Origin of the sequence: Citrobacter sp. MGH100 (assembly GCF_001034465.1) — a bacterium.
Classification (GTDB): Bacteria; Pseudomonadota; Gammaproteobacteria; order Enterobacterales; family Enterobacteriaceae; genus Citrobacter; species Citrobacter youngae.
Genome location: NZ_KQ089801.1, coordinates 1,181,702 through 1,207,945, shown reverse-complemented (window position 1 = coordinate 1,207,945; position 26,244 = coordinate 1,181,702). Strand labels below are relative to the sequence as shown.

At 43.8% G+C, this 26,244-nt stretch carries 22 protein-coding genes, 1 tRNA gene and 2 pseudogenes; 10 read left to right on the top strand and 15 right to left on the bottom strand.

The features are described 5' to 3' along the window. Positions 1 to 60: 60 nt before the first annotated feature. Positions 61 to 1,494 carry a serine-type D-Ala-D-Ala carboxypeptidase gene (gene dacB / locus SK32_RS17370; RefSeq protein WP_048213412.1) on the bottom strand — a complete coding sequence of 478 codons (1,434 nt, stop codon included), beginning with the start codon at positions 1,492 to 1,494 and terminating at the stop codon, positions 61 to 63. Between the two features lie 248 nt (positions 1,495 to 1,742). Between dacB and greA the strand changes: the two genes are divergently transcribed. Then, a complete protein-coding gene (greA, locus tag SK32_RS17365; RefSeq protein WP_003025019.1) occupies positions 1,743 to 2,219 on the top strand; it encodes a transcription elongation factor GreA in 477 nt (158 codons plus the stop codon). 155 nt (positions 2,220 to 2,374) lie between these two features. On the opposite strand, the gene yhbY is transcribed toward greA, so the two are convergent. Beyond that, on the bottom strand, positions 2,375 to 2,668 hold the full coding sequence (gene yhbY, locus SK32_RS17360) for a ribosome assembly RNA-binding protein YhbY (protein WP_003025016.1): 294 nt from the start codon (positions 2,666 to 2,668) through the stop codon (positions 2,375 to 2,377). A gap of 125 nt (positions 2,669 to 2,793) precedes the next feature. On the opposite strand from yhbY, the gene rlmE reads away from it, so the two are divergent. The 4 genes from rlmE (at position 2,794) to glmM (ending at position 7,850) form a co-directional block, all read left to right on the top strand. Beyond that, the gene (gene rlmE / locus SK32_RS17355; protein ID WP_004106110.1) at positions 2,794 to 3,423 is read left to right on the top strand and encodes a 23S rRNA (uridine(2552)-2'-O)-methyltransferase RlmE; all 630 of its coding nucleotides are present in this window, start codon (positions 2,794 to 2,796) and stop codon (positions 3,421 to 3,423) included. A 99-nt stretch (positions 3,424 to 3,522) separates the two neighbouring features. Then, entirely contained in the window at positions 3,523 to 5,454 is a 1,932-nt protein-coding gene (gene ftsH, locus SK32_RS17350; protein ID WP_048213411.1) for an ATP-dependent zinc metalloprotease FtsH, read from the top strand. A gap of 217 nt (positions 5,455 to 5,671) precedes the next feature. Next, complete coding sequence (gene folP, locus SK32_RS17345) at positions 5,672 to 6,520, top strand: dihydropteroate synthase (protein ID WP_048213410.1); 849 nt, start codon at positions 5,672 to 5,674, stop codon at positions 6,518 to 6,520. Next, entirely contained in the window at positions 6,513 to 7,850 is a 1,338-nt protein-coding gene (gene glmM / locus SK32_RS17340) for a phosphoglucosamine mutase (RefSeq protein WP_048213409.1), read from the top strand. Before folP ends, glmM begins: the two co-directional genes overlap by 8 nt. A gap of 44 nt (positions 7,851 to 7,894) precedes the next feature. Here glmM and dcuC read toward each other — a convergent pair whose 3' ends face one another. After that, entirely contained in the window at positions 7,895 to 9,361 is a 1,467-nt protein-coding gene (dcuC, locus tag SK32_RS17335) for a C4-dicarboxylate transporter DcuC (RefSeq protein WP_048213408.1), read from the bottom strand. A gap of 10 nt (positions 9,362 to 9,371) precedes the next feature. Further along, the gene (gene iadA, locus SK32_RS17330) at positions 9,372 to 10,505 is read right to left on the bottom strand and encodes a beta-aspartyl-peptidase (protein WP_048213407.1); all 1,134 of its coding nucleotides are present in this window, start codon (positions 10,503 to 10,505) and stop codon (positions 9,372 to 9,374) included. Between the two features lie 148 nt (positions 10,506 to 10,653). Between iadA and SK32_RS17325 the strand changes: the two genes are divergently transcribed. From SK32_RS17325 to SK32_RS25055, 5 genes and pseudogenes are all read left to right on the top strand, one after another. Further along, positions 10,654 to 11,547 carry a LysR family transcriptional regulator gene (locus SK32_RS17325; protein ID WP_048213406.1) on the top strand — a complete coding sequence of 298 codons (894 nt, stop codon included), beginning with the start codon at positions 10,654 to 10,656 and terminating at the stop codon, positions 11,545 to 11,547. 167 nt (positions 11,548 to 11,714) lie between these two features. Further along, a complete protein-coding gene (secG, locus tag SK32_RS17320; protein ID WP_006687886.1) occupies positions 11,715 to 12,047 on the top strand; it encodes a preprotein translocase subunit SecG in 333 nt (110 codons plus the stop codon). A 9-nt stretch (positions 12,048 to 12,056) separates the two neighbouring features. After that, a tRNA-Leu gene (locus SK32_RS17315) sits at positions 12,057 to 12,143 on the top strand. A gap of 97 nt (positions 12,144 to 12,240) precedes the next feature. Next, positions 12,241 to 13,009: pseudogene (locus SK32_RS25790) on the top strand (IS3 family transposase); the annotation flags it as partial. Between the two features lie 390 nt (positions 13,010 to 13,399). Beyond that, positions 13,400 to 13,627: pseudogene (locus tag SK32_RS25055) on the top strand (transposase); the annotation flags it as partial. A 123-nt stretch (positions 13,628 to 13,750) separates the two neighbouring features. Here the strand turns inward: SK32_RS25055 and SK32_RS17300 are convergent. The 11 genes from SK32_RS17300 to SK32_RS17250 form a co-directional block, all read right to left on the bottom strand. Continuing rightward, on the bottom strand, positions 13,751 to 15,910 hold the full coding sequence (locus tag SK32_RS17300; protein ID WP_048213404.1) for a hypothetical protein: 2,160 nt from the start codon (positions 15,908 to 15,910) through the stop codon (positions 13,751 to 13,753). Continuing rightward, on the bottom strand, positions 15,903 to 17,069 hold the full coding sequence (locus SK32_RS26085; protein ID WP_048213403.1) for a hypothetical protein: 1,167 nt from the start codon (positions 17,067 to 17,069) through the stop codon (positions 15,903 to 15,905). Before SK32_RS26085 ends, SK32_RS17300 begins: the two co-directional genes overlap by 8 nt. Before the next feature lie 3 nt (positions 17,070 to 17,072). Continuing rightward, on the bottom strand, positions 17,073 to 17,438 hold the full coding sequence (locus SK32_RS17290) for an EamA family transporter (protein WP_048213402.1): 366 nt from the start codon (positions 17,436 to 17,438) through the stop codon (positions 17,073 to 17,075). Next, positions 17,432 to 18,259: a sugar phosphate isomerase/epimerase family protein gene (locus SK32_RS17285; RefSeq protein ID WP_048213401.1), complete on the bottom strand. Its 828-nt coding sequence runs from the start codon at positions 18,257 to 18,259 to the stop codon at positions 17,432 to 17,434. The genes SK32_RS17290 and SK32_RS17285 overlap by 7 nt, the downstream gene beginning before the upstream one ends. After that, on the bottom strand, positions 18,249 to 19,016 hold the full coding sequence (locus SK32_RS17280; RefSeq protein WP_053065235.1) for an NAD-dependent epimerase/dehydratase family protein: 768 nt from the start codon (positions 19,014 to 19,016) through the stop codon (positions 18,249 to 18,251). Before SK32_RS17280 ends, SK32_RS17285 begins: the two co-directional genes overlap by 11 nt. An 82-nt stretch (positions 19,017 to 19,098) precedes the next feature. Next, a complete protein-coding gene (locus SK32_RS17275) occupies positions 19,099 to 19,887 on the bottom strand; it encodes a glycosyltransferase family 2 protein (RefSeq protein ID WP_048213399.1) in 789 nt (262 codons plus the stop codon). Next, positions 19,887 to 20,906 (bottom strand): glycosyltransferase, encoded by a 1,020-nt coding sequence (locus tag SK32_RS17270; RefSeq protein ID WP_048213398.1) that lies wholly within the window; start codon positions 20,904 to 20,906, stop codon positions 19,887 to 19,889. The genes SK32_RS17275 and SK32_RS17270 overlap by 1 nt, the downstream gene beginning before the upstream one ends. Then, entirely contained in the window at positions 20,903 to 22,033 is a 1,131-nt protein-coding gene (locus SK32_RS17265; protein WP_048213397.1) for an FAD-dependent oxidoreductase, read from the bottom strand. The genes SK32_RS17270 and SK32_RS17265 overlap by 4 nt, the downstream gene beginning before the upstream one ends. Beyond that, a complete protein-coding gene (locus tag SK32_RS17260) occupies positions 22,017 to 22,946 on the bottom strand; it encodes a glycosyltransferase (RefSeq protein ID WP_048213396.1) in 930 nt (309 codons plus the stop codon). Before SK32_RS17260 ends, SK32_RS17265 begins: the two co-directional genes overlap by 17 nt. Then, complete coding sequence (locus SK32_RS17255; RefSeq protein ID WP_048213395.1) at positions 22,918 to 24,102, bottom strand: polysaccharide biosynthesis protein; 1,185 nt, start codon at positions 24,100 to 24,102, stop codon at positions 22,918 to 22,920. Before SK32_RS17255 ends, SK32_RS17260 begins: the two co-directional genes overlap by 29 nt. Continuing rightward, positions 24,099 to 25,559: a hypothetical protein gene (locus SK32_RS17250; RefSeq protein ID WP_168216434.1), complete on the bottom strand. Its 1,461-nt coding sequence runs from the start codon at positions 25,557 to 25,559 to the stop codon at positions 24,099 to 24,101. Before SK32_RS17250 ends, SK32_RS17255 begins: the two co-directional genes overlap by 4 nt. Positions 25,560 to 26,244 lie beyond the last annotated feature (685 nt).

Below are 26,244 nucleotides of genomic sequence, written 5' to 3'. Positions count from 1 at the left end.
TTTCCAGGACGCGCTGTAGGCCGGATAAGGCGCGTTTGCGCCGCCATCCGGCAAAAATACTCAGTTATTTTGATATATATCTTTGTACAGCCGACTCTCGAAGCGCACCAGTGGAATACGGCGGTTGCGCTGGTCTGCAGGCTCTACCGCATAGCCAGACAGATACTGCACGAACGCCATGCGTTGCCCGCTGGCGGTGGTGATGAACCCCGCGAGGTTGTACACCCCTTGAAGTGAGCCTGTTTTCGCTGAAACCTTACCATCAACACCAGCCTGATGCAGACCCGCACGGTATTGCAGGGAGCCATCGTGGCCAGCCAGCGGTAGCATGGTGATAAAGTTCAGCTCATTGTCATGCTGCGCGATGTATTGCAGCACCTGCATCATGGTCGCCGGGGCAATCAGGTTATGGCGAGAGAGACCAGAGCCGTCGGCAATAATCGTGTTGCCAATATCGACGCCCGCCTGCTGACGCAGGATCTGACGTACGGCATCTGAACCTGCCCGCCAGGTGCCCGGTACGTTAAATCGCGCATGGCCAATCATGCGAAAAACGGTGTCGGCAATCATGTTGTCTGATTTTTTCAGCATAATCTTAAGCAGATCATGCAACGGTGCTGATTGTTTGCTGGCGACTACGGTTCCCGGTTCGTTGACCTGCGTCTGGCGCAGCAGAGTACCGCTGTAAGTGATCCCTGCTTGTTTTAGCTCATCTTTGATAATCGCCCCGGCATAGCTGGCGCCGTCCTGAATGGCGAACGCCAGCGGCAGCGGATCGGCTCGTTGGGGCAGGCATCCGGTCAATGTAAAGCGGTTGAGATCGCCGGGAACCACATCCAGTTCACAATATTGCGCTTCCGCAGAACCTCGGGCGAGAGTACGCACCTGGCTGAACATGGTGACCGGGTAATAAGATGCCACGCGGATAAACGCGAGATCGTTAGGTTTTTGCGCGCTGTAGAGTGAAACAGAGAAACAGTTACGATCGACAATGGCTGCTGCGGGCGGTGCGCTAAAACACTGCGTCATGTCGTTCCAGGGCCAGCCAGGGGCTTTATCATGACTGGCGAAAATAGAGGTGTCGATCAGGACATTTCCGGCAATTTGCGTCACGCCTGATTTTTTCAGGGTTGCCACCATATTGCGGATATCCTGACGTTTTAACGTCGGATCGGCACCAAATCGCGCTACTAAGTCACCTTTTAATACTCCGCCTTCCACGTTGCCTTTCGTCTCAAGCGTGGTGGTAAAACGAAAGTCCGGCCCGAGCTGAATCAATGCCGCCAGCGCGGTGATCACTTTCTGGGTACTGGCGGGGAGAGCCATCTGCTGGCTATGAAAATCAATAGCAGGAGCAGGAGCGCCAACCTTCTGTACCATAAGGGCGAGGTTGGCCCCGGCAGGGAGCTGATTGATATACTCGTCGACGTTCGCAGCCTGAACGCTGAACGCTATACTGGCAGTCAATCCAATAGTAAATCTGGAAAATCGCATAATCTCGCGCTAACAACCTGGAAACAGGCCGTCATACTACGGCGCAACGCCCCAAAAAGTAAACGATGACCCATAGGGAACTCCAGGGTAAAATGAACATCAAATGGAGAATTGTAGCTGACCTGGGACCTCGTGCCCCGGGTCGGTATTTTTTTGCTTCTGACTCTGGCATGGCGTATGCCAGGGTGGGCTTAGCAGCCGGGGTGAGGACAACCACCCCCTACAGGAATGTTCAAGAGGTATAACAAATGCAAGCTATCCCGATGACCTTACGTGGTGCTGAAAAACTGCGCGAAGAACTGGATTTTCTTAAATCTGTGCGTCGCCCTGAAATTATTGCCGCGATCGCGGAAGCGCGTGAACACGGTGACCTGAAAGAGAACGCAGAGTATCACGCGGCGCGTGAACAGCAGGGATTCTGCGAGGGTCGCATTAAAGATATCGAAGCCAAACTGTCTAACGCGCAGGTTATTGACGTCACTAAAATGCCAAATAACGGCCGCGTTGTGTTCGGTGCGACGGTTACCGTTCTGAATCTTGATAACGATGAAGAGCAGACCTGGCGCATTGTGGGCGATGATGAGGCCGATTTTAAACAAAACCTGATTTCGGTGAACTCACCTATTGCTCGTGGCCTGATTGGTAAAGAGCAGGATGACGTGGTGGTTATCAAAACGCCGGGCGGCGAAGTTGAGTATGAAGTGACGAAGGTCGAATACCTGTAAGAATTTCCCAATACTCAAGATGTTGATGTATTGTAAAGAAAGGAAAAAGGCCGCATAGCGGCCTTTTATCAACGAAGAGAGCGTGGCATTTTGCTCTCCTGCTAGCGGAAATTCCCGCGTTTTACACAAACTTCGTGTTCAACTTTGGGATATTCTTAGCGTGGCAGCGAGATTTTACGTTCTTTAGTCGGGCGATACAGTACCAGCGTTTTGCCGATGACCTGTACATTGCAGGCGCCGGTTTCGCGTACGATAGCTTCCACGATCAAGGTTTTAGTATCGCGATCTTCCGAGGCGATTTTCACCTTGATAAGCTCATGGTGCTCTAACGCTTGTTCAATCTCGGCCAGTACCCCTTCGGTCAAACCATTATTGCCAAGCATAACTACAGGCTTGAGCGGATGTGCCAGACCTTTCAGGTGCTGTTTTTGTTTAGTACTCAGATTCATCGTATATTTTTGCTTACGTTGGGATTGAAAACGGGTCATTCTACCGCCATCTCCCATATATCGCCAAATAGCTGTGTAGATATTTACACCATTGGTTACGATGAACTGCCCGATGGGAAAGTGAAATGACAGGTAAAAAGCGTTCTGCCAGCTCGAGTCGCTGGCTTCAGGAACACTTTAGCGATAAATATGTTCAACAGGCACAGAAAAAGGGGTTACGTTCCCGTGCCTGGTTTAAACTTGATGAAATACAGCAAAGTGACAAAATTTTTAAACCGGGGATGACGATTGTTGACCTCGGCGCTGCACCCGGTGGCTGGTCGCAATATGCGGTTACGCAGATCGGAAACAGCGGCCGCATTATCGCTTGCGATCTTTTACCTATGGATCCAATCGTTGGTGTGGACTTCCTTCAGGGCGACTTTCGTGATGAATTAGTCCTGAAAGCGTTACTTGAGCGTGTAGGTGACAGTAAAGTACAAGTTGTCATGTCTGATATGGCGCCAAATATGTGTGGAACACCGGCGGTGGATATTCCCCGGGCCATGTATCTGGTTGAACTGGCACTTGGAATGGCTCGTGATGTATTAGCGCCAGGTGGTAGTTTTGTAGTGAAGGTGTTCCAGGGCGAAGGCTTCGATGAGTATCTAAGAGAGATTCGCTCCCTGTTTACGAAGGTCAAAGTTCGTAAGCCGGACTCTTCTCGCGCCCGTTCGCGTGAAGTGTACATTGTAGCGACCGGGCGTAAACCATAACCGGTAGATTTCAAACGAAAGTTTGAAAGACACTGGATATAGAGTATCCTGACGCTGTTTTTAACACAGTTGTAATATGAGGTTAATCCCTTGAGTGACATGGCGAAAAACCTAATACTCTGGCTGGTCATTGCCGTTGTGCTGATGTCAGTATTCCAGAGCTTTGGGCCCAGCGAGTCTAATGGCCGTAAGGTTGATTACTCTACCTTCCTGCAAGAGGTCAATCAGGACCAGGTTCGTGAAGCGCGTATCAACGGACGTGAGATTAACGTTACCAAGAAAGATAGTAACCGTTACACGACCTACATTCCGGTTAACGATCCGAAGCTGCTTGATAACCTGCTGACCAAAAACGTCAAGGTTGTTGGTGAGCCGCCTGAAGAGCCGAGCCTGCTGGCTTCTATCTTCATTTCCTGGTTCCCAATGCTGCTGCTGATTGGTGTCTGGATCTTCTTTATGCGTCAAATGCAGGGCGGTGGTGGCAAAGGTGCCATGTCGTTCGGTAAGAGCAAAGCGCGCATGTTGACCGAAGATCAGATCAAAACCACTTTTGCTGATGTCGCGGGTTGTGACGAAGCGAAAGAAGAGGTCGCTGAACTGGTTGAATACCTGCGCGAACCGAGCCGTTTCCAGAAGCTGGGCGGTAAGATCCCGAAAGGCGTCCTGATGGTTGGTCCTCCGGGTACAGGTAAAACCCTGCTGGCAAAAGCCATCGCGGGTGAAGCGAAGGTTCCATTCTTCACAATTTCCGGTTCTGATTTCGTGGAAATGTTCGTTGGTGTGGGCGCATCTCGTGTGCGTGACATGTTCGAACAAGCCAAGAAAGCGGCACCGTGTATCATCTTCATCGATGAAATCGACGCCGTAGGTCGCCAGCGTGGCGCTGGTCTGGGTGGCGGTCACGATGAACGTGAACAGACGCTGAACCAGATGCTGGTTGAGATGGACGGCTTCGAAGGTAACGAAGGTATTATCGTTATCGCGGCAACTAACCGTCCGGATGTTCTTGACCCTGCGCTGCTGCGCCCAGGCCGTTTTGACCGTCAGGTTGTGGTGGGGCTGCCAGACGTTCGCGGTCGTGAACAGATTCTGAAAGTGCATATGCGTCGCGTACCGCTGTCTCCGGATATCGATGCGGCAATCATTGCTCGTGGTACGCCTGGTTTCTCCGGTGCGGACCTTGCGAACCTGGTGAACGAAGCGGCACTGTTTGCAGCGCGTGGTAACAAGCGTGTTGTATCGATGGTTGAGTTCGAGAAAGCGAAAGACAAAATCATGATGGGTGCGGAACGTCGCTCCATGGTGATGACGGAAGCGCAGAAAGAATCTACCGCGTATCACGAAGCTGGCCATGCAATCATCGGTCGCCTGGTGCCGGAGCACGATCCGGTGCACAAAGTGACGATTATTCCGCGCGGTCGTGCGCTGGGTGTCACCTTCTTCCTGCCTGAAGGCGACGCAATTAGCGCCAGCCGTCAGAAACTGGAAAGTCAGATCTCCACGCTGTACGGCGGTCGCCTGGCGGAAGAGATCATCTACGGTGCTGAACATGTTTCTACCGGTGCGTCCAACGACATTAAAGTCGCGACGAACCTGGCGCGTAACATGGTCACTCAGTGGGGCTTCTCTGACAAACTGGGGCCGTTGCTGTACGCGGAAGAAGAAGGCGAAGTGTTCCTCGGTCGTTCTGTTGCGAAAGCAAAACATATGTCCGATGAAACCGCGCGTATTATCGATCAGGAAGTGAAATCACTGATTGAGCGCAACTATGACCGTGCTCGCCGTCTGCTGAACGATAACCTGGACATTCTGCACTCGATGAAAGATGCGCTCATGAAATATGAGACCATCGATGCACCGCAGATTGATGATCTGATGGCTCGCCGCGATGTGCGCCCGCCAGCGGGTTGGGAAGAGTCTGGTTCATCTAACAACTCTGGCAACAATGGCACCCCGAGTGCACCGCGTCCGGCTGAAGAGCCGCGTACGCCGAACCCGGGCAACATGTCAGAGCAGTTAGGCGACAAATAAGTTATCGTCATCTGATGACCATGTTTTAATTGAAAACCCTGGGGCTTGCTCCGGGGTTTTTTTATTTATCAACTTATACCCAATGAATTTCGAGTTGCATCAAGGCGGCGACGCAGGGAATCCCCTGGAGCGTACATCAGTACGTGACTGGGGTGAGCGAGGAAAGCTAACGCAGGTGCAGCTTGAAAGACGATGGGTATATACCAGGGATAACACTATGAAACTCTTTGCTCAGGGATCTTCGCTGGATCTCAGCCATCCCCACGTCATGGGGATTTTAAACGTCACACCAGACTCTTTTTCTGATGGCGGGGCGCACAACTCTCTGGTTGAGGCGGTAAAACACGCAAATCTGATGATTAACGCAGGGGCGACTATCATTGATGTGGGTGGTGAGTCTACGCGACCGGGAGCGGCGGATGTTAGCGTGGAAGAAGAACTGCAGCGAGTGATCCCGGTGGTGGAGGCAATTGCTCAACGTTTTGAAGTGTGGATTTCGGTAGATACCTCAAAACCAGAGGTCATTCGTGAGTGCGCCAGAGTGGGCGCACATATCATTAATGACATTCGCTCACTCTCGGAGCCGGGCGCGCTGGAAGCTGCGGCAGAAACTGGATTGCCGGTTTGCCTGATGCATATGCAGGGGCAGCCGAAAACTATGCAGGAAGCACCGAAGTATGAGGATGTATTTGCTGAGGTAAATCGTTACTTTGTTGAGCAAATAGCACGTTGTGAACGGGCCGGAATCACAAAAGATAAATTGCTACTCGACCCAGGATTCGGATTCGGTAAAAATCTTACTCACAACTACACATTGCTGGCTCGTCTGGCGGAATTTCATCATTTTAATCTGCCGCTGCTGGTAGGGATGTCACGAAAATCAATGGTTGGCCAATTGCTCAATGTGGGTCCATCTGAGCGTTTGAGCGGCAGCCTTGCATGCGCGGTCATTGCCGCAATGCAGGGAGCGCAGATTATTCGTGTCCATGACGTCAAAGAAACCGTAGAAGCGATGCGTGTGGTGGAAGCCACATTGTCTGCAAAGGAAAACAAACGCTATGAGTAATCGTAAATATTTTGGCACCGATGGGATTCGTGGTCGTGTAGGCGACGCTCCAATCACTCCTGACTTTGTGCTCAAGCTGGGCTGGGCGGCAGGAAAAGTGCTGGCACGTCATGGTTCACGAAAAATCATTATCGGTAAAGATACGCGTATTTCCGGCTATATGCTGGAATCTGCGCTGGAAGCGGGCCTGGCTGCCGCGGGGTTGTCAGCTTCTTTCACCGGCCCCATGCCAACACCTGCCGTTGCTTATCTGACGCGTGCTTTCCGTGCTGAAGCCGGGATTGTTATCTCCGCTTCTCACAACCCATTTTATGACAACGGGATTAAATTCTTCTCCATCGACGGGACCAAACTGCCGGATGCAGTTGAAGAAGCAATTGAAGCGGAGATGGAAAAAGCAATCACCTGCGTGGATTCGGCCGAACTGGGTAAAGCCAGTCGTATTGTCGATGCTGCCGGTCGTTATATTGAGTTCTGCAAAGGCACATTCCCGAATGAACTGAGCCTGAACGAGCTTAAAATTGTGGTGGACTGCGCTAACGGCGCAACGTACCACATTGCGCCAAATGTACTGCGCGAGCTGGGTGCTAACGTCATTGCGATTGGCTGTGAACCGAACGGCGTGAACATCAATGAAGAAGTCGGCGCGACCGATGTTCGTGCGCTGCAGGCTCGCGTAATCGCGGAAAAAGCCGATCTGGGTATTGCGCTGGACGGCGATGGCGACCGCGTCATTATGGTTGATCACGAAGGTAATAAAGTCGACGGCGACCAGATCATGTACATCATCGCTCGTGAAGCGCTGCGCCAGGGGCAACTGCGCGGCGGCGCGGTGGGTACTCTGATGAGCAACATGGGCCTCGAGCTGGCGCTGAAACAACTGGGTATTCCGTTTGCCCGTGCGAAAGTTGGCGACCGCTATGTGCTGGAAAAAATGCAGGAAAAAGGCTGGCGTATCGGCGCGGAAAACTCAGGTCATGTGATCCTGCTGGACAAAACCACTACCGGTGACGGTATTGTGGCGGGTCTGCAGGTACTGGCAGCGATGGTGCGTAACCATATGAGTCTGCACGATCTGTGCAGCGGCATGAAAATGTTCCCGCAACTGCTGGTTAACGTACGTTACACCGCAGGCAGCGGCGATCCGCTGGAACACGAAAGCGTGAAAGCGGTGATGGCAGAGGTTGAAGCGGCACTGGGTAACCGTGGACGCGTACTGCTGCGTAAGTCGGGCACTGAGCCATTAATCCGTGTGATGGTTGAAGGTGAAGACGAAGCGCAGGTGACTGAATTCGCCCACCGTATTGCCGATGCTGTGAAAGCGGCGTAATCCCGAAGAAAGTGAGAGCCGGAGTCTGAGACTCCGGCTTTTTTTTACTGTACGGCAAGCGGCTGTTTACGTCGGCGCTGCCAGAAGTAGCCACCGACCATCAATAGCACGAGGACGCTCAGCCACGGGAGAACCGCCAACAAGTGTCCGGATCGGGCGAATGTCAGCGCAATCATCAGCAGCCATCCTCCCAGCATCGGAATTGCGGTGCGTTTAACGATATCCACCGGTGATACACCTGCGATCCCGGCGATGGCGATAATCACGCCGGCAATAGGCGACAATGTCCGTCCAATGCCCGCTGAGATCTGAATCGGTAGCATCATAACCGCCACGTCGCTGCCGATATGGCGGCTGATATCCGGCACCATCGGGGCGAAGGAGAAAAATGCTGCATTTCCGGAGCCCATCAACGCTGAAATCGCAAAGGTGATTAGCGTCATCAGCAAGATTATGGAAGCTGCGCTGAGGCCAAATTCTCCTGAGAGTGACAGCAGCGCATCAACCGCACCAATCGCTTTCAGACCGGCGGAGAAGACTTCACCGGCGATAATCAGCGTGACTACCGTGGCAAACACACTGCCCATGCTGTCGAAGACTTTTTGTACGCCAGCCATCACGTCGCGAGCTTTACGATGGCGGCAATATTCGCAAATCAGGGTAATGGCCAGGCTTATCAGTACGGCGGTATCGAGCGTAATTTTGAGTGAGCTGAATACTAAATCACTGCACACCAGCATCAACACCAGCGGTAACATCGGCAGGAATAGCCAGGCAACCGGCGCTTCAGCTTCTTCGGTTGAGGTTAATGTCTGCATTTGCTGCGCGGTATTGTCATCGCTCTCCCGGCGATCGAAAAAGCGTTGTACAACAATATGCAGCAGGGCGATGAACAGAATAACGGGGACAACGATCGGTAACTGATCCTGAACAAAATAGTTAACTACCTCGATACCCGCCGTTTTAGCGGCGAGAACTGAGTTCCCGGAACCCGGGCCAAATTCAACGGCACAGGTACTGGCGATAACTGCAGCAACGGCGGCGCGGCTGCAGCCAAGACGGGTCAGCAGGGGGTAAAGCGTTGCCATCAATAGCAGACCCAGTCCGGTGGCGCTACTGATAAATAGCGACAGAAATTGGCCCAGCAGCAAGGCCAGCCCTAGCAGCAGGTAAGGGGAGTTCAGACGTTGCAAGGGGCGGGATGTGACGCGCACCAGCACCTGACTTGCGCCAATGGCCGACATATAGGTGGCAAAGCCACCTATCAGCATGATTTGTAGCCCGAGACCGCCGAGACGCACGCTCAGGGTGTCGCGAATAAACTCAAAGGCGTCAAAGGGGCCAAATCCGGTGCTCTTTTTTACCAGGTTACTGAGCGTGGTCATCCCGCTAAAATGCGCGACAAGCAGTAGTACGATCCCGGTTAAGAGCAACACCGACTGAGGGTGGTACTTTTTCAGGATCAGACGTCCGGCAAAAATGATGGCGAGTAGCGCCAGTAATAATGACATTCTCGCCCCCTTACTCGAAGTTGCCGGTAACCAGACACTCACCATCACGCAGTAGCGGCTTTCCAGCGGCAAACAGGTGGGCCAGTGAGAGGTCGTCATTGAGCACGCAAATATCAGCACGTTCTCCTGCGCAAAGTACGCCGCCAGAAATACCCAGTGAGCGTGCGACGTTCGCCGTCAACATCGCGATCGCCTGAGACACTGGAATACCGACATCAATCAGACGAGGCAGCAGGTTGAGGTTGCCAGCTACCGGCGCGGCGCTTAACCCTTCTACGATGCCTTGCGCATTAAAGCGCGGCACGCTGCCATTGCCATCAGAGCTAATGGTGATGCGATCGGCCGGAACCTGTGATTCCAGCGCGTGGAGAATCACTTGCTCCTGGGGCATAAATCGACTGCCGCCAGACGTCACGTCGATATGGCCACCGCGATGTGCGAAAGCGATAGCCTGTTCGAACAATGCTTCTGTCCTCGCGACATGCGTCGGTGAAATGTGATGAATTGGAATACCGGCATCACACAGTTCCATCAGCTGTGACATCCCTTCCGGCAGATTGCCCAGGTGTACGTGCAGCAACCCTTTTTTTCCGGCCAGCAGTGAAGCCACGCGGATATCACTGACTATCCTCAATAATTCCTGGAAAGAGGGGTAAGAGCCACGGTGGTCGGCGAGGGCGATTTTGACACCCAGGATTGCCGGGATAAATGCCATATCATCGCGAATGGATCGCGTAATGGTTGGGCTGGGAACGGCATAGGCTCCCGTATGCATAAACGCACGTAATCCCTCAAGGTTGAGAGACTGCATTTTAGCGTAGAGGTCTTTGGGCGAACGAGAAATGGCATCGGTGCCTAACACGCCAACCACCGTGGTAATACCCGCCTGAATCAGATCGCGCAGCTTGACGGCGGGCGTCCGGCTGGCAAAGCCGGCTTCACCGCCGCCTCCGGTAAGATGAACATGCTGATCGATAATTCCGGGAATTACCCACTTACCGCGGCAATCGATGACCTCTTTGACACCATCAAAGAGTGCAATATCTTTTTCAACAGCCACAATGCGATCGGCATGTATGAGCAGGGAACAGAGGCCTAAATCCTCCGGAGAAAAAACGCGGGCATTGGTCAGTAAAGTAAACATATCGGTCCTGTCAAACGTCGAGGGTGAGAGTCGGCAGGTGAAACAGAATATTGTTGTTATGATGCCCACATTAAAGCCATTACTATAACTGTGACTATTGCCGATTTGTCATCGGTGGATACGGTTATGGCATGATGGGGAATGAGACGTGGATTCGAAGTGGTTAGAAGATTTTCTGGCGTTGAGCCAGTATGGGAATTACTCCCAGGCAGCGATACAGCGGCATATCACCCAACCCGCGCTAAGCCGACGTATAAAGGCTCTGGAGGAGATGTTGGGGGTCCCGCTGTTTGACCGCACCACGACGCCCGTTACACTAACCTGTTATGGCGAACGCTTTGAACCTTATGCCAGGCACGTCCTCAGCACGTTAACAGAGGCGCGCCACGAGCTGTCGGCGATGATGCCAGCAACGGACAATACGCTGGTAATGGTTAGCCTGCATACGCTGTCGGTGAATATCTTGCCGGATATGATCAACTATTTGCGCCAAAGTGAACCGCAATTAAACTTCACGGTAAATGCCAGCATCCAGGGGATTGATAATCACTTTAATGCCCTGATAAACCGGCAAATTGATATGCTGGTGACGTACGATTTACCCTCTTCACAACCGGGGCTGGAGATTGCCGGAGGGCTGAAACGTTCTTTATGGCGATATGAGCGTTTTATCCCGGTGGTTTCTGCGCACCTCGCGGACAAACTGGATGATCCGCATACCGCGATCCCCTGGCTATGCTACAGCGACTATACCTTTGTCAGACGTATTATTGATCCGGCAGAACAACGAGTGCGCCCACGGTTGAAAAAAGTGTTTGAGACTGGGCTAAGCGAAACAATACGAGAAATGGTACTGCGCCATATGGGAATGGCATGGTTACCTGAATCAATGGTGGCTGAGGAGCTGGTGAATCAGGAGATCATTCAGTGTTGGCCAGAAAATTCGGATCTGGTTTGTGAGATCCCAATTGTTGTTTGGGCAAACCTTGACGATCAGCGGTCAGTAATGCAGCGATGCTGGGATAAGTTGCTGCGTTTTTGATTGATGTGGCGATTTTTTCCGCACTTGATACAATGCTAACAAATTGCCCTTGCGAAGGTTATTCGCTTTGGTTAGTATTCACACCCGCTTCAGTGGGAAACAGTAAATATTCCCGCTTTAATGGTCGAAGCATTGTACGCGGCAACTCCGCAAGGAACAGGTTGATTATGCACGAAGCTCTTTTAGTAGTTTTCCTTATTGTGGCAATTGGCCTGGTAGGCTTGATCATGCTGCAGCAAGGCAAAGGCGCTGATATGGGAGCCTCTTTTGGCGCAGGCGCTTCTGGTACACTGTTTGGTTCAAGTGGTTCTGGCAACTTCATGACCCGTATGACAGCTGTGTTAGGAACTCTGTTCTTCATTATCAGTCTGGTGCTGGGTAACATGAACAGCAATAAGACCAATAAAGGAAGTGAGTGGGAAAATCTGAGCGCACCGGCGAAAACCGAGCAAACTCAGCCAGCTGCTCCGGCTCAGCCGACCAGCGATATCCCGCACTAAGTATTCTGTACCGAGGTGGTGGAATTGGTAGACACGCTACCTTGAGGTGGTAGTGCCCTAACGGGCTTGTGGGTTCGAGTCCCATCCTCGGTACCAAATTCCGAAAAAAAGACGCTGAAAAGCGTCTTTTTTTTCGTCTGTGACCCGTCCTGAATAGCGTTGACGCGTTCCTGGCTTAAGTCCGGAGAACGTGATGATGACCGGGTACAATCGCACCCAACGTGATTATCCTCTATCCTTTAAATTAGCCGTTGTCGGGCAGGTCGAAAAAGGCGAGATGCCTTACAAGCAGGCCCAGCAGCGGTATGGCATTCAAGGGCGCTCCACCGTTCTTGTCTGGTTGTGTAAATATGGCCGGCTTGACTGGAGCCCCGCACTTCCTGACCTGGTGAAGAGGAAACGGCCAGTGGCTCAGACGGCTGTTCCGCCTACACCCGAGCAAAGAATCAGGGAACTTGAAGAATAGCTTAAGCTGGCAAACCAGAAAGCTGAGTTTTTTGAATCGGTTATCAATGTTCTGAAAAATGATTGCGGGGTGAGTGTTGTAAAAAAGCGGCCCGGCAAGTCCTCACGCAAAGTCAGGCCCTCAAAATAACAGTTACGCGTGCATGTTAGTTCCTGGGGCACAGCAGACAGGCGTGGTACCAGTACAACACAAGATGTAATAAAAGGCAGGAGCATCATGCTAAGGTTCCGGATTTTGTTGCCCGTACCCGGCACTGCACTACCTGCTGAATGCTCAGGCCGGTAAAGCACTGGCTATCGGGCGGGACCGCCTGTTTAACCTGCTGGATGAATATCGGCTCCTGGTACCCGTGAAGCGGGTATATCACAAAACTACTAACAACCATCATCACTCTTACCTGCATCCAGGCCTGCTAAAGCCTGGCCCTGTACAGGTTATCGCCTCTGAACCAGAGCAGGTCCGGGGCGCCGATATTACTTACCTCCCTCTGCGCAGCGTACTGAGAAATGGTGGCTGGTTGCACCTGCACAATCGGAACAAGATTTTTATACTGGCCTCAGCGGCCGTACAGTTGTTGAGGCGATTGTGTGCTGATTACCCATTTAGGCACAGATTTTCCTGATGCCGGATAGATGCAAGCAACAACCCAAGCCAGATTCAGTACCTGCAAAACGGAGGTAGTTCATAGAGTTAAAAAGTTGCCTAAGAAATGCCCATCCTCTTGCACATTTTTTCCACTTGGATGCTGGTTTTGGCTTGCTTCAGCGCAAACGCGATCTGTTTTTCAGCATAGTGGGTCTTTTTCATGACGGAATGATCTTTTTGTTTAATGAAAGAAAGACCGAAGCCTTCAGTTTAGATAGGGACTGTTTACCGGGGAGAGATCATCCGCAAGGCCATCTACATCACACACGCAATCGAATCGCTGAATAGCGTGATCCGGGCGGCGATTAAGAAACACATAGTGTTCCCGACAGATGACTAGGTACGAAAGGTTGTTTATCTGGCGATCAAGGATGCGTTGAAAAAATGGAGTATGCCAATCCAGAACTTGCGGCTGGCAATGAGCCATTTTATTATCGAGATTGGTGACCGCCTGAGCGATCACCTTTAATACATCGGCAGTTTCACCGAATTACTGACAAGCCCATCATGCACCGTTCACTTAAAATATCTTAAGTGAACGGCACTATCCAAAATAGTCAATAGTTACTGACCGGAATAATTAGCCCTTATCTCAGTGCTTTCTATCATTACACTCATATCTTGCTGCAGCACCAACAGCAGGATAGTCGTAATATAAGCTGTATATATTTTTGGCATCAACATTTTCTTGATAAAGCGTGATTTCCTTAATAGTTAGTGATGTCAAATTAAGGAAGTTAGATAAGGTTCGTGGGGTAATCGTTGGATTAAATCCCTCCCTATAAAAAATCGGGAAAGAGAAAGTGTGTTCACTCCATGGTAAACTAACTGGCATATTTGATGGCAGGCCAGTATTCTCAATTTCTATCAGGTATCGTGTCAATTTACCAATAAGCGGCAGAGATGATATCGGGTTTTTAATATCATATTTTACTACTGCGGTCATTAATTTTATATCACATGACTGTGTTTTTGATTTGCTGATATCAAGGTCAATGGGCTTATTAACAGAGAAGTCACCCTGCATTTTTAATTGTTCCGGACCGAAGTCATCCCATTTGTTATTATTGTTTAGATGCCACAATGAAAACTCACTCTTATCTACGGCTAAATCATAGTTGTTGATCATATTCCTAAAGAATGGCCAATGCCAGTTAAGCAACCAGGGAGTAAATCGCTCAGGCTTCGCAAATGAAATATACTCAGGTTTGGTTTTTACGAAAGAGGAATAGTATTTATCCCTCGCCTCTCGACCAAGTACGTGTATTAGCATTTCTGTCGGTGCAGGGTTGTGGGTTCCATAAAATATATTTAGCAATGAACCTGGGTATATCTCCCAAATTAAACCATTGAGTGATTTTTGTGGTGGTTTGCTTGCAATAGTATTTTCATTTTTTGAGTTTTCTGCAGGGATATCTATGCGCTTAACAATATTTGTGGCATATTGAATATTCAGAGCGCCACCTTTGTTCCACATTTCCCATGGGCCAAAACTATCAAAATTCTTATCATTCGCAAGATTTTCTTTTGCCCATTTTACATTAGTATACTCAAATTTAGATAGGTCGATGTTATAAAGGCAACTGTCATAGCTTTGTTTGGATTTTGTACTTAAGCATTCCTTGATAACTGCGCTTTTAAATAAATCTATAGTAATGACGTTACTATCTTTAGCTACCATAGATACATACAGTGGGACGTTGTTTCCTTCTGCAACCACTACACTACCTGGCGCAATATCATTAATTGAAGAAACTACAAAACTAATGTTGCGCTTTTTACCAAGAAAGAATTTCTCATTTATTTCGTCTGTATCGACGTTGAGTAGCATTTCTTGTTTATCAAAGTCGTCTTTATTTCGGGTAACAGTTATAATGTTTTTTCTGAAGTCGAAATATGGTGGAAGTTTCTTATCTAGCTTAACAATATATGTATTGTTAAAACCGTATACAGACTCAATACGTGTTGATGTAGGTCCATTTATCCCATCCCAGGATAACGTATCTCCATCTTCTAAAGTGGTTTTGGACAAACTGAGAGAAGGTACTGGGCGGATGACATACGTATATCCGGTTGGGTCCAGTGTAAATCGTCCACCACGTATCCAGCCCATAGTGTCACTTTCAAACATCATATGCTTGTTCTTTTTCTTTCCCGAAGGGATAAGAATTGACTTGGGAAAAAAGTCGAAAGGAATGTAACCCTGGACGGTTATGTTACCGGAACCATCTATATCTGTAATAGTAGTATAAAAATCAGCATAATCATTTTTCAGAATGGCAGTTTTACCCACGAATACGTTTTTTAGAGGCTCTCCTGGTTGAAATAAAATGTTTTTCTCTAAAATTTTGAAAGTGGATTTATTACTGAAACCCAAAATGTAATCCTGATTCCATATGGGGACTAAAGGCACTGTAGATAATGATGCCTTATCATTGTTGACATATCTCAACCACGTCGGAAAGGAGATATTATCTGGTAAATAACGTTGTCCAGTCTCTCTGGAAATATAGTAACTGGCTTCGGATAAGTATTCGCCATATTGATGCCTCTGATTAAGTGAACCAATTACTCCACGGAGATCCTGGTGCTTTGATAATCTTACTCCCTCGACGTGAGATAGATTATATTGGTCTTTTGGAATGCTTCTCTTCGACAGGCTCATATATCCATACCAATAGGCAAGAGATATTAGAGAGAGAATTATAATAAGGGCGCGAGTGAAAACTTTATTTCTCAGAATATTAATCATTTTTTAGTTTCGCATTTTCAGTGAAAATAAAGAACAGAATAGGGAAGAACGACAATGTCATATATCTAATTTCAAGAGGTGCCTGATGCGCACCAATATAACCTAAATTAGATGCCCATGATAATATCCCGCCCCAAAACATTACCAGGCAGGCATAGTAAAATTTTGAGTTTAAATTATATTTTCGGTATACAAATGTAATTATTAACGTGTAAATTATGGCAATCAAAGTGACAATCTGAGTAACTACAGCACTTATATTATCGAGTCTGAATAACTCGGTGAATGAATCAAAAAATGAATTTGGGAACACGCCGAAAACCCAGGTTTGGTCATTCGAGATTGTTATTATGGCTCTGATCGACTCCAGGCTTTGAAAGAGGATAAGAAGGATGGCCACATGCGCTAAAATGGATAGTATAAATAAAGATGCGGAATAGACTAAAGCTGCGACACGCTTTTTTTCATGGATGAAAAAATAAATGAATACAGTTAAACAAAATGCCGCAATTGCGTAAAACCCCTGTTCTGCACCAAGCAAGGGGGAAATGGCTGCAACAAAGAGAGTTACTATAACTGTTTTTAATGTTTTCTTTTTATCAGCAATTTCATAATAAGTTATAAGATTATAGAAACATATTGCTAATAGAATGTGAGGAGAAAATCTTACTGCCATTGGTGCACCTAAAAATAAAGGTGAAAAATAAGCACCAATGTAAGGTATAAAATCAAACAACATGGAAATGAACAACGTGAAGATAAGTGATGTAGAGAAATTACTTATTTTTCGCAATATAAAATAAATAGGTAAGTATAAGAATGCACAATTTACTATAAATGTGCTATTCAATGCGGACACAATGACACCAAAACCAAGTATGTGTGAAAATAAGTAATAAAGAGGATATATTAAATATGGGATACCATTTCCATGGAAGTAAGAAAAATCGATAGCTGGGTAAGAACCAATATCTATTGATCTAAGGGGGAATAGCGTCTGAAAAGACCCATCCCAAGGTTCACGGTTAAAATATAATACGGAATTATAATATATTATGCTTACGCATATTAATGAAAGCAATGATATACCAATAGCATACAGATTTAGCCATTTATCGGAAAGGAATAATTTTTTTATAGACGACTGAAGTGATTTCATTTGTTATGCTTTCCCCATAATAACTACGCCAAGTATAATGACCAATGTTCCAATTACCTTCATTGGTGTTAAGGATTCATTAAATATCAGATAACCCATAAGCATGACAAAAACAAAACCTAATGAAATGAAAGGGTAGGCGAAGCTCACATCAACCTTTTTTAATACATAAACCCAGCTTAACAATGCAACAACTTGAAATAAGATACCAGAAACAAGATAAAAATTAAAAATCAGCTCACTAAAAAGTTTGGTCAGATTTATTAAATCAATTTGAGAAGGAATAGATATTTGCGCGGCTCCTTTCTTTAACAGAAGCTGAGATGATGAAGAGAAGAATACGCTGAAAATAATAACAAAGATTAGCATAATATTGGCCCGTAAATTTCTTTTACCAACGAGATACTTGAATCAATATCTACCAATGGCATTTCTGATCTTTTCATCTCTATTGATAACCAACCATGGTATGCTATGTGTTCCAAACCTTTACATGCCAGGTTGTGGGCTTCAATATCTAAACCAATTGGTGCTAAATCTTTCTCACTTATATGAAAGTGTGCGATTTTTTCATTTAATATTGCAATTCTATTATAGACGTCTTCCTTAGATAACCTTAGCCCTGCAAGATCTAAATGAACACCAAATCCTGGATGATCAATTGCACATGCAAGCTCAACAGCTTCTTTTGAGTCTGTAATAAAGTCGCATCCATAGTATTCTGGATTCGGCTCGATACAAATCATGGTACCAACATCCTTTGCTTTAATTGCCAAAGGTTGAAAGAACTTCGCTGCAATCTCTATTGCATTAGCAAATGAAATATCATTTCTTAATCTATTTTTAGGCGAACCAAAGACTAATTTTTCAGCACCAAGAAGGCCTGCCATGTGGATAATTTTGCTTAAATGATTCTGGATTGCATTACTTTCAATTTGATTGCCAAAAATATTTCCGGAGGGACCTCCGAACAATAATGCCTGCATCGAGCTGATAACGATTCCGGCATCATTCATTTTTTCTTTATATAAAAGAACTTCATCATCAGAGAAATTCTGAACATTGCTAACAACTTTTGCTGGCGCGACTTCGATAGCACCAATACTATGTTTTTTAAGGATGCCGAGCACAGCATCGTTTTCATCGCTATTCCATGCAATGTTTGAAATGGATAGACCTTTATTTTTCACGACGGTATTCCTCAATGAATTTTTCTAACTCAACGAGGCAGTCTTGCCTATTATAAAGGTAACCATTTTCCCGTCCCCAAAGCGTTGAATACTTTGATTTGATGTCATAGCGAGATGGATGTGAACTCGTTATATTTTTATATGGATAACCAAGTATCATTTTTGCAATGTCGGCCGTTGGGATTGGCTCTACAGATGTGTTGAGGAGGCGAATGTTATTCTCGATCATTCTATCAATATCAGTTTTAAGAAAATTGAGGCAGTAGAATTGGAATGAACTGCCGGTATCAATTTTTTCAATCTGATTATTATTCAAAAAATCGTAAATAATATTCTTTTTTAAACCCTCGCCGAAGAGGCCTGGAAGACGGAGAGTATAAGCATTGGTAAAATGCTGAGTAACAAAATCTTCGAATTTTAAACGATGTAATCCATAGGGCTGTCCAGTGTCTCGGGATAACTGACTATCTTCATCAAAATCGATTGGATTAGGGTATACATCAACCGTAGAAATTAAAACAACTTCTTCGGCAGTTACGGTTTTTAGAATGTCAATGAGGCCGCTAATATTTTCCCAGTCTTCAACAGGATGCTGATTTGCCCACCATTTTACAGCCGGAACTCCGCAGATGAACAATCTATTATAATGCTTGCCTCGAATGTCATTTATATTCTTTGAATTATATAAATCGTCGAAATCGTATTGTTTAAGCAAATTTCCGCCAACAAAGCCAGTATAACCAATTAGAGCATTCATTGTGATAACCCATAATTATATAAAAATCAAGCTAGATAGTCTCTATCTAGCTTCTTGAAAAGAAAATAGCAGGTAACTTTACCTACTTTTTGTCATACTTTCCTAAGCAAACTTGTAGTAACCTGGCAATAACCTGTAGGTTACCTCTGATAGGACTAATTTTTGTCGGTGTCTTGCCATGTTTAGGATAAGTTCTCATTACAGGTATTTCAATGCATTTAAATCCTAACTTAGCCGCTTGTATCGCCAGGTAATAATGAAGTTCGTAGCCAGTAAAAATATTACGGAACACAGCTACGTTCTCATCTGATAAAAATTTGGCGCTGTAAGCGCGAAAGCCATTTGTGGTATCAGTATATTTGAAACCGGAGAAGAATCTCATTAGGGGAACATGAATTACCTTTAATCCGATGAGTCGTGACATAGGAGTATTTACATGTTTGCCACCGGGAATAAAACGCGATCCCTGTATATGATCCATCCCATTTTCTAATTGGCGAACGAAGTTTGGAATATCATCAACGCTATCTTTATTATTGCCATCGACAACAATAACGCCTTTATAACCTTCCAGAAGTGCCCATGCGAAACCCATACGCATTTGGCTGCCAAGCTTTCCTGCACCGGTTTTAACCAACAGGCTTGTCACACCATACTTTTCTAAGTTTTCAGTAGAGGTTGATCCATCAGTGCTGCCACCATCGGCAATAATTATATCTGTACAACTTCTTGCAGCATTCATACGTGCCAGTTGCTTTATTAGTTTATCACCTTCATTAATCACGAAAATTAATGTGCAATAGTCATTCTGTTTAGGTCTTACTCTTGTCTCAGTATATGCAGGTACTTCCCAGGTATAATTTTTTTCCATTACTTGTTACGCCCTGTCTGAACCAGATTGATTACATCAGAAGTTGACTCTGTTAATACGTTTACGCGGTGTGAGTCAATCATTACTGAACTGTTTTTCTCATATACTATATTGTAATCAGTATGTTCGGAACGGTCATCAAGCAATCGACCTAAATATTCCCCGAAGAACGCCAGCATAGTAAAGATAAGCATAAATAGGATTGACATAAATATAATTTGTGTTGTCCATCCCTCAATGACATGATTATTAATTATTCTAACAATTAGGCTGTATAGGCTGAAAATAAATGCTAAAAAACTACCGAATACTCCCAATAAACTCATCCAGCGCAGTGGTTTCGTTGAGTTAAATATCATTATTTTAATCGTGTCACGAATTCCTGAAAGAAGAATTTTTTTCTCATTAACCTGGGCAAGTTCGTAGGTCTCCGTAGTAGATGTGAATCCTGTATTAGATATTCTCATCATCATTTTGTGATGGAAGCGACCGTTTGCCGTTACTGCATTGACAGCTCTTCTACTTAAACAACGGAGATTTGTGGCATTTCTTGGCAACTTATAACCAATCCGACTTAAGAAATGATTCATAATAGGTCGAACTATTGCGTACGCAAGAGATGAGTTCTGTTTAGCAACACCAATAACTACATCACTGCCTGCAAGGGATTTTTCGACTACATTTTCAATGACATAAACTGGGTCCGTACTAATATCAAATAATACGACAAAATCACCTATTGCATTTTCTAATCCGGCTGATAGAGATACATCTGCAGATACTTCTGAAGAAAGTCTAATATATCGTATAGACTCTAATTCAGTGAGAAGAGAAGTGATGTAGGTTTCAGAGTCATCAAAAGAATGGTTGTCAATAATTACGATTTCAAAATCGACATAGTTTTTTGACAAAAGATCGTTAATAGGTCTAATTTTATTTTTTAGATCTTCTGCTTGATCTTTGCAGGATAGTACAACTGATACAAAAATATCCTTCTTTGTAGCACTAGTTAAATTCATTTGTTCAATCCTAACTCATTAATTACTGTGATAACATCATAAACATTGTCAATTTTCCCACCCATAATGCAATGCAAGCCTTTCATACCGTGATTGGCTTTGAAAAGAATAGGGCGAGAATCATCGGTTTCACTTCTTGGCAGAAGTGTTTTAACTTCCCAAATCGATTCTTTATATTCGCATTCAGATAAAACAGGTATATACCGACTAGCATCGGATATAGTTTTGCGCCAAAGAGTATTCTTCTGTACTTCATTAAAATATTGATGTGACGGGAAATAACTTTCGTTGCTTTCATTCCATTCATGATGGGGAGTATAGCGTACATGACTAAATGAGTGCAGACCTTTGGAAGGGAAAGGCATGACAGAAAAGAATGGTCCGCACATCACTGTAATCCCCGTTTTCTCAAAAATATCAGGAACTTTTACGATACACATTTCTGTCAATTCCTGCTTGAGAGGAATTAAATCTATTTTTGATTCATGCAAGACGAAATTCGTCATCGAATAAGTACAGTTAAAAACTTGTTTTGTTTTGTAATATTCGATTGATGCGCCATCAGGATCATTGACATTTTGAGTTTTGACAGTCAAGCCTGAGCTTTCTTCCTGTACACCTGTAACAACCGTTTCATATTTAATGGTTACGCCGCTATCTGCCAGACGGGACAGCATAATAGAACGTAGTTTTCGGGAGTCAAAGGCATACTCTTTAGTGGTAAAAACCTCTTCAATTAGGTTTTTATTCGTTAGATCTCTGATCCAATGTGGGGCGATATCACAAGGCGCCCCTATCCTTTGGCAAAATAACTGAAACTGACGTGCAGTTACTTTTCCAAGAATGCGCCCGACCATATAAAATTTTGAGAATTCATCATCAATACATTCTTTAAAATCATTACAGAAAATTGGGAATGATGCCCTGGACCTTAATGCTGTGAGATGGCTGCGTGGATAATGATAACCATTGTGTACGCGAGCCTGGTTTACATACGAGGCACGCTCCATTAAAGACGATTCTTTTTCAAACAGAGTGACCTTATGTCCTTGGGAAGCTAAATAGTTAGCGATATAAACACCAAAAAAGCCTCCGCCAATAATGATAGAATCATTTGTTATGTTCATCAATTCTCCTATTTTTTATTATTGAATGGATAAAGTTAAGTAGATTGGCCTTATCCATTATTTTATCCCAGTTATATTCTTTAATGTGCGCCCAATACTCGCCATTTGATAAATAGTCCTCAGGTCTAAAATCAATTAGGCTTTCATTGAAAAATTGAATGTTATCAATTTTTTTATTTTTAGCAAAAGACTCAACCCATTCAATTCGAGTTGAGCATACGTTTAGTCCCATCGCTAAATACTCTAGTACCTTTGTTGATGTCTGATATTTATAAGGGTAAATATTAGGGGTGTAATTTATCCCACACTTTGCTTTACAGGCTAATGCTGGTATATCCTTGTAATTTAGCCGACCAGAAAATATTATATTAGGAAAGGCTTTAAAATCATTATATAAGTCATTAGGGCATTCGCCAATCACAAGTAATGTGTACTGATAATATTTTTCACTAAAACACTGCAGTAGTTTTCTTATGTTTCTTTTTGCTGAGAGACTCCCAATGTACACGAAATCATATTCTTTTGTTATATTATTATTTTTCCTAAAGAAGTGTTCGCTAACCCCCATATCTCTATATGTAAATGGGACATGGTCGTTAAAGAATGCCTTTTGTTTTATTGTTTCATTTAAAAACACTCTTCCATCTGGAACGATATTTATTAATCTTTTTATTTTGTCTTTTACAATTCCGTAGGGCGGAGTGGAAAGTGAAGCATATTCATGAATATGCAGTCCTGATACTTTCTTTTTATGTTCCACTCCCATAAAAAACCAATATATATCTGCATTTAATATATCTTCGGGATGTTCTACGATAGATACTTGTAACCCAAGGTTGGAGAAATAATCTTTGTAAATTTCGATCTCAGGTAGATACTCTAAACTATTTTTGATAAAAGCTATTCGAGACATCCTTCCACCTTAAAGATAAAAATATAAAGACTATTATTGCCAGTATGTACATGCTGACAGATGTCAAAGCTACAATGTTATGTAGCTTTATACCTATTACTGAGAGTGTTATATAGAAAATAGGTTTCAATCCATATCTCAATAAATCGATAAAGAAAATTTCCTTTGTAGCAGTAAAAAAAATAGCGCGATTATAACTGGGGGACAGAATTAATATTGCCGCAAGCCAGAAAGATAAACTCTGCAAGTATATAATACTACCACTCCATTTATTGCCAATTAGATAAACAACTGCAGGTAATATAAAGTACGATGATATTATATATATAACGCCTAATATGATGCCGATAATGCCATATTTAAATAATGCTCTTTTTTCTTTATTTGAGAGGCTATAAAGCACTGCGCGACTCATTGCCGAGTTCATTAGCGTGACAAAGACCGTGGTTATTTTTTCTGCGATTGCATACAGTGCTGAGGAATGATAGCCAAAGAAACTGGAAATAAATATTATTGGTAAATGAGTTCCTATAGATGGAATCATCGATGATGTTGTATGGATAATCATATATTTAGTATTTTTTCTGACAATACTTATTGACGCGCCTAACCATTTCTCTTTGCTATTATCAAACTTGATTCTACTAATAATCAGTACAATCGTTGAGCCAATGATTGTCCCGATAATAAGCCCATACTGAAACTTCATTAGTGCTAATTGTGATAAACCAACTAATATAACTCTATTTAGTTGCATTATATTTAGTTTTCGATGGTTACCGGTTGATGTGTGGTAATCATAGAGAATCTCAAATGAGTTGAAGCAAAAAATAAGGATTGGTATAGAAATATAAATAATTGATAAGTTGAAAAATAGAACACTGATAACCACTATTAGCGATGATACTATCGTTGTACTCAACGATAGTATCTGGCAAGCACGAAAGAGCAACCGCTTTTCATAGATATCACTGGTGATTAGCAAAAGATTCAGTCGTAATGCACCGACGTAGGATATCAGGCCTGACCATGCCATAATTGTTGCATAAAGGCCGAAAGCTTCTACTGAATAAAATTTCACAAGAGCCAGCATGATGCCTATTCCAAGCACTTGTGATAACAAACTGCCACTAAAAATTGATATGAAAAATTTCATTTTTTGATAATATGCAATTTACTAGTGCATTGAATAGTCGGTAAGTCTGTTAATATTGAATTCTTACTGTAAATGGCATCAATATTATAGTCGTGAATAAATCTATTGATATTATTTTTGTCAATATTAGTCGGAGACAAAAAATACAATGCTGTACTGGTTATAGCGTCTTCGGATACAGATACTTGTTCAAAGCCATTTTCTGTAATAAACAAAATCCTCTCCAAATTATGCTTTTCAACACATTGCCGTATGTTATCTTTATCTATCAGTGTTATATATTCTTGTGAGCTGTCAATTGATATGCTTTTTTTTACCGTTCTCCCGATAGTCCAGGCTGAACTAATTATAATTGTATAGATCAAACACAGTGTCGTTATCTTATTTTTACTGTAAATTGCAGGCGTTGTATAAAGTAAGAAAAGCGTTATTAATAAGTATAGGTTAAAGAAATATCTACCATCAGTATATCCTGTGAGTCCTACAATAGGCACTACTGAACTAATAGTAACGATCAGGAAAATTAGTTTAGTACCTATATATCCCTTTAACGTGATAAGCATATTTTTCTTATGAGAAATATACTTATAAATCAGATATGCTAATATTATAAATGTAGGTGTTAATGCCCCCCATAGTATAAATGAAGTAAATGTTTTTATTTCTTTTACTATGATATTTGTTATGAAACTTAAAAAACTATTATTTTCAATTGATGGTACATAATCTAGAGCACCAAACTGGGGTGGCATCAACACTAATTTAGAGCTTTCAGTTATCCATAACGTATTGAAATATCGCTCAGAATACGTTATCCATATTACAATAGATATTAGTGGTGGGACTAAGAATAAAATTTTCCCAATTACCTTTTTCTCTTTAAATAACACCCATAATGTGAAAATTATAAATGAGATGAGAAATTCAAAACGTGTCAGTATGGATACTGAAAAAATTAAGCCAATAGTAAATAATTGCTTGGTGCTAAGATATTGCTGCGAGATGAAAATATAGCTAATTAATAATATTTCTAGCGTCGCCAGTGGTATTGATCTTCCATAAGCCACCTCCTGAAAAAAGGGGGGGTATAATAATATAAATGAGATTATTATTAGTCGTTCTTGATTTAAATTTAATTTTTTTAATATTGCTCCTGAAACAATACAACAGGCTATTAATATTAAAATATTTAATACCAGTGAAGAGTAAATTCCGATATTTAAAATGGTGTCTATGAAGTGTATCAGTAAAGGATAGAAAAAAGGAAACGAAGGGCTATGTAACGAATTATATTGATACTGTCTGATGAAAGATGGTTCATATCCAGAAAATATTTGTTTTGATAAGTCATAATATGTCCAGCTATCAACCGTAAACCCTTTAAATAAAATAGCATCTAAAAAAATCTTACCAATAAATATCGCCAAACATAAATAAATGTTTATTTTGAGATTCAAATTTATTACCTCTGGTGTTAAAGGTATTTAATTCAATGTATATCTAATATGGGCTAAAACGAGATAATTCCTATTTGAAAAATTCTCTTTGTGTGATGTATAGATTATAGCAGTAAGCATTTTTGTTAAATTACAAATGAGGCATCAGGAGGTTATTTCTTAGTCTAAATTACAATATATGTGCTAAAAACGAGTTGAGGATGTATGTTCTGCCATCACCGAATGACCAGTATCTGGCATCATTCTGTTGCCTTCATGCTTTTTTTAGGAACGCTACCGCCCTAGCCATGCTTGTACAAGCAATGAAGGCTATAAGATTTTGAACTAAAAGTTAAGTGATGTTTAAACTTAACTTCACAACCGCTATTTTTAAATATGCAGATAGCTTCAGTATTTTAGACCTGTAATGGTCGAAAATCAGCATTTTCTTGCGGATCTTTTCTGTTGTGACTATTGCCATTCAACGTGTTGATTACACACATTTTTTCATGTAGAACTGGATGGCTATATTTTCAGTCAGTTAGGTGAAGTACCGCAGGAAAACCAGGCTGTGGGTTGCTTCAGCATAGTACTACAACCAAAATCAACTCGGGAGTTCTTCAGGAACGATGCCTTCAGATATGTTTTGTGAGTCACCATCTCATTACCTGAGTACGGCAAAATATCAAGTTTTTATATCATTCAA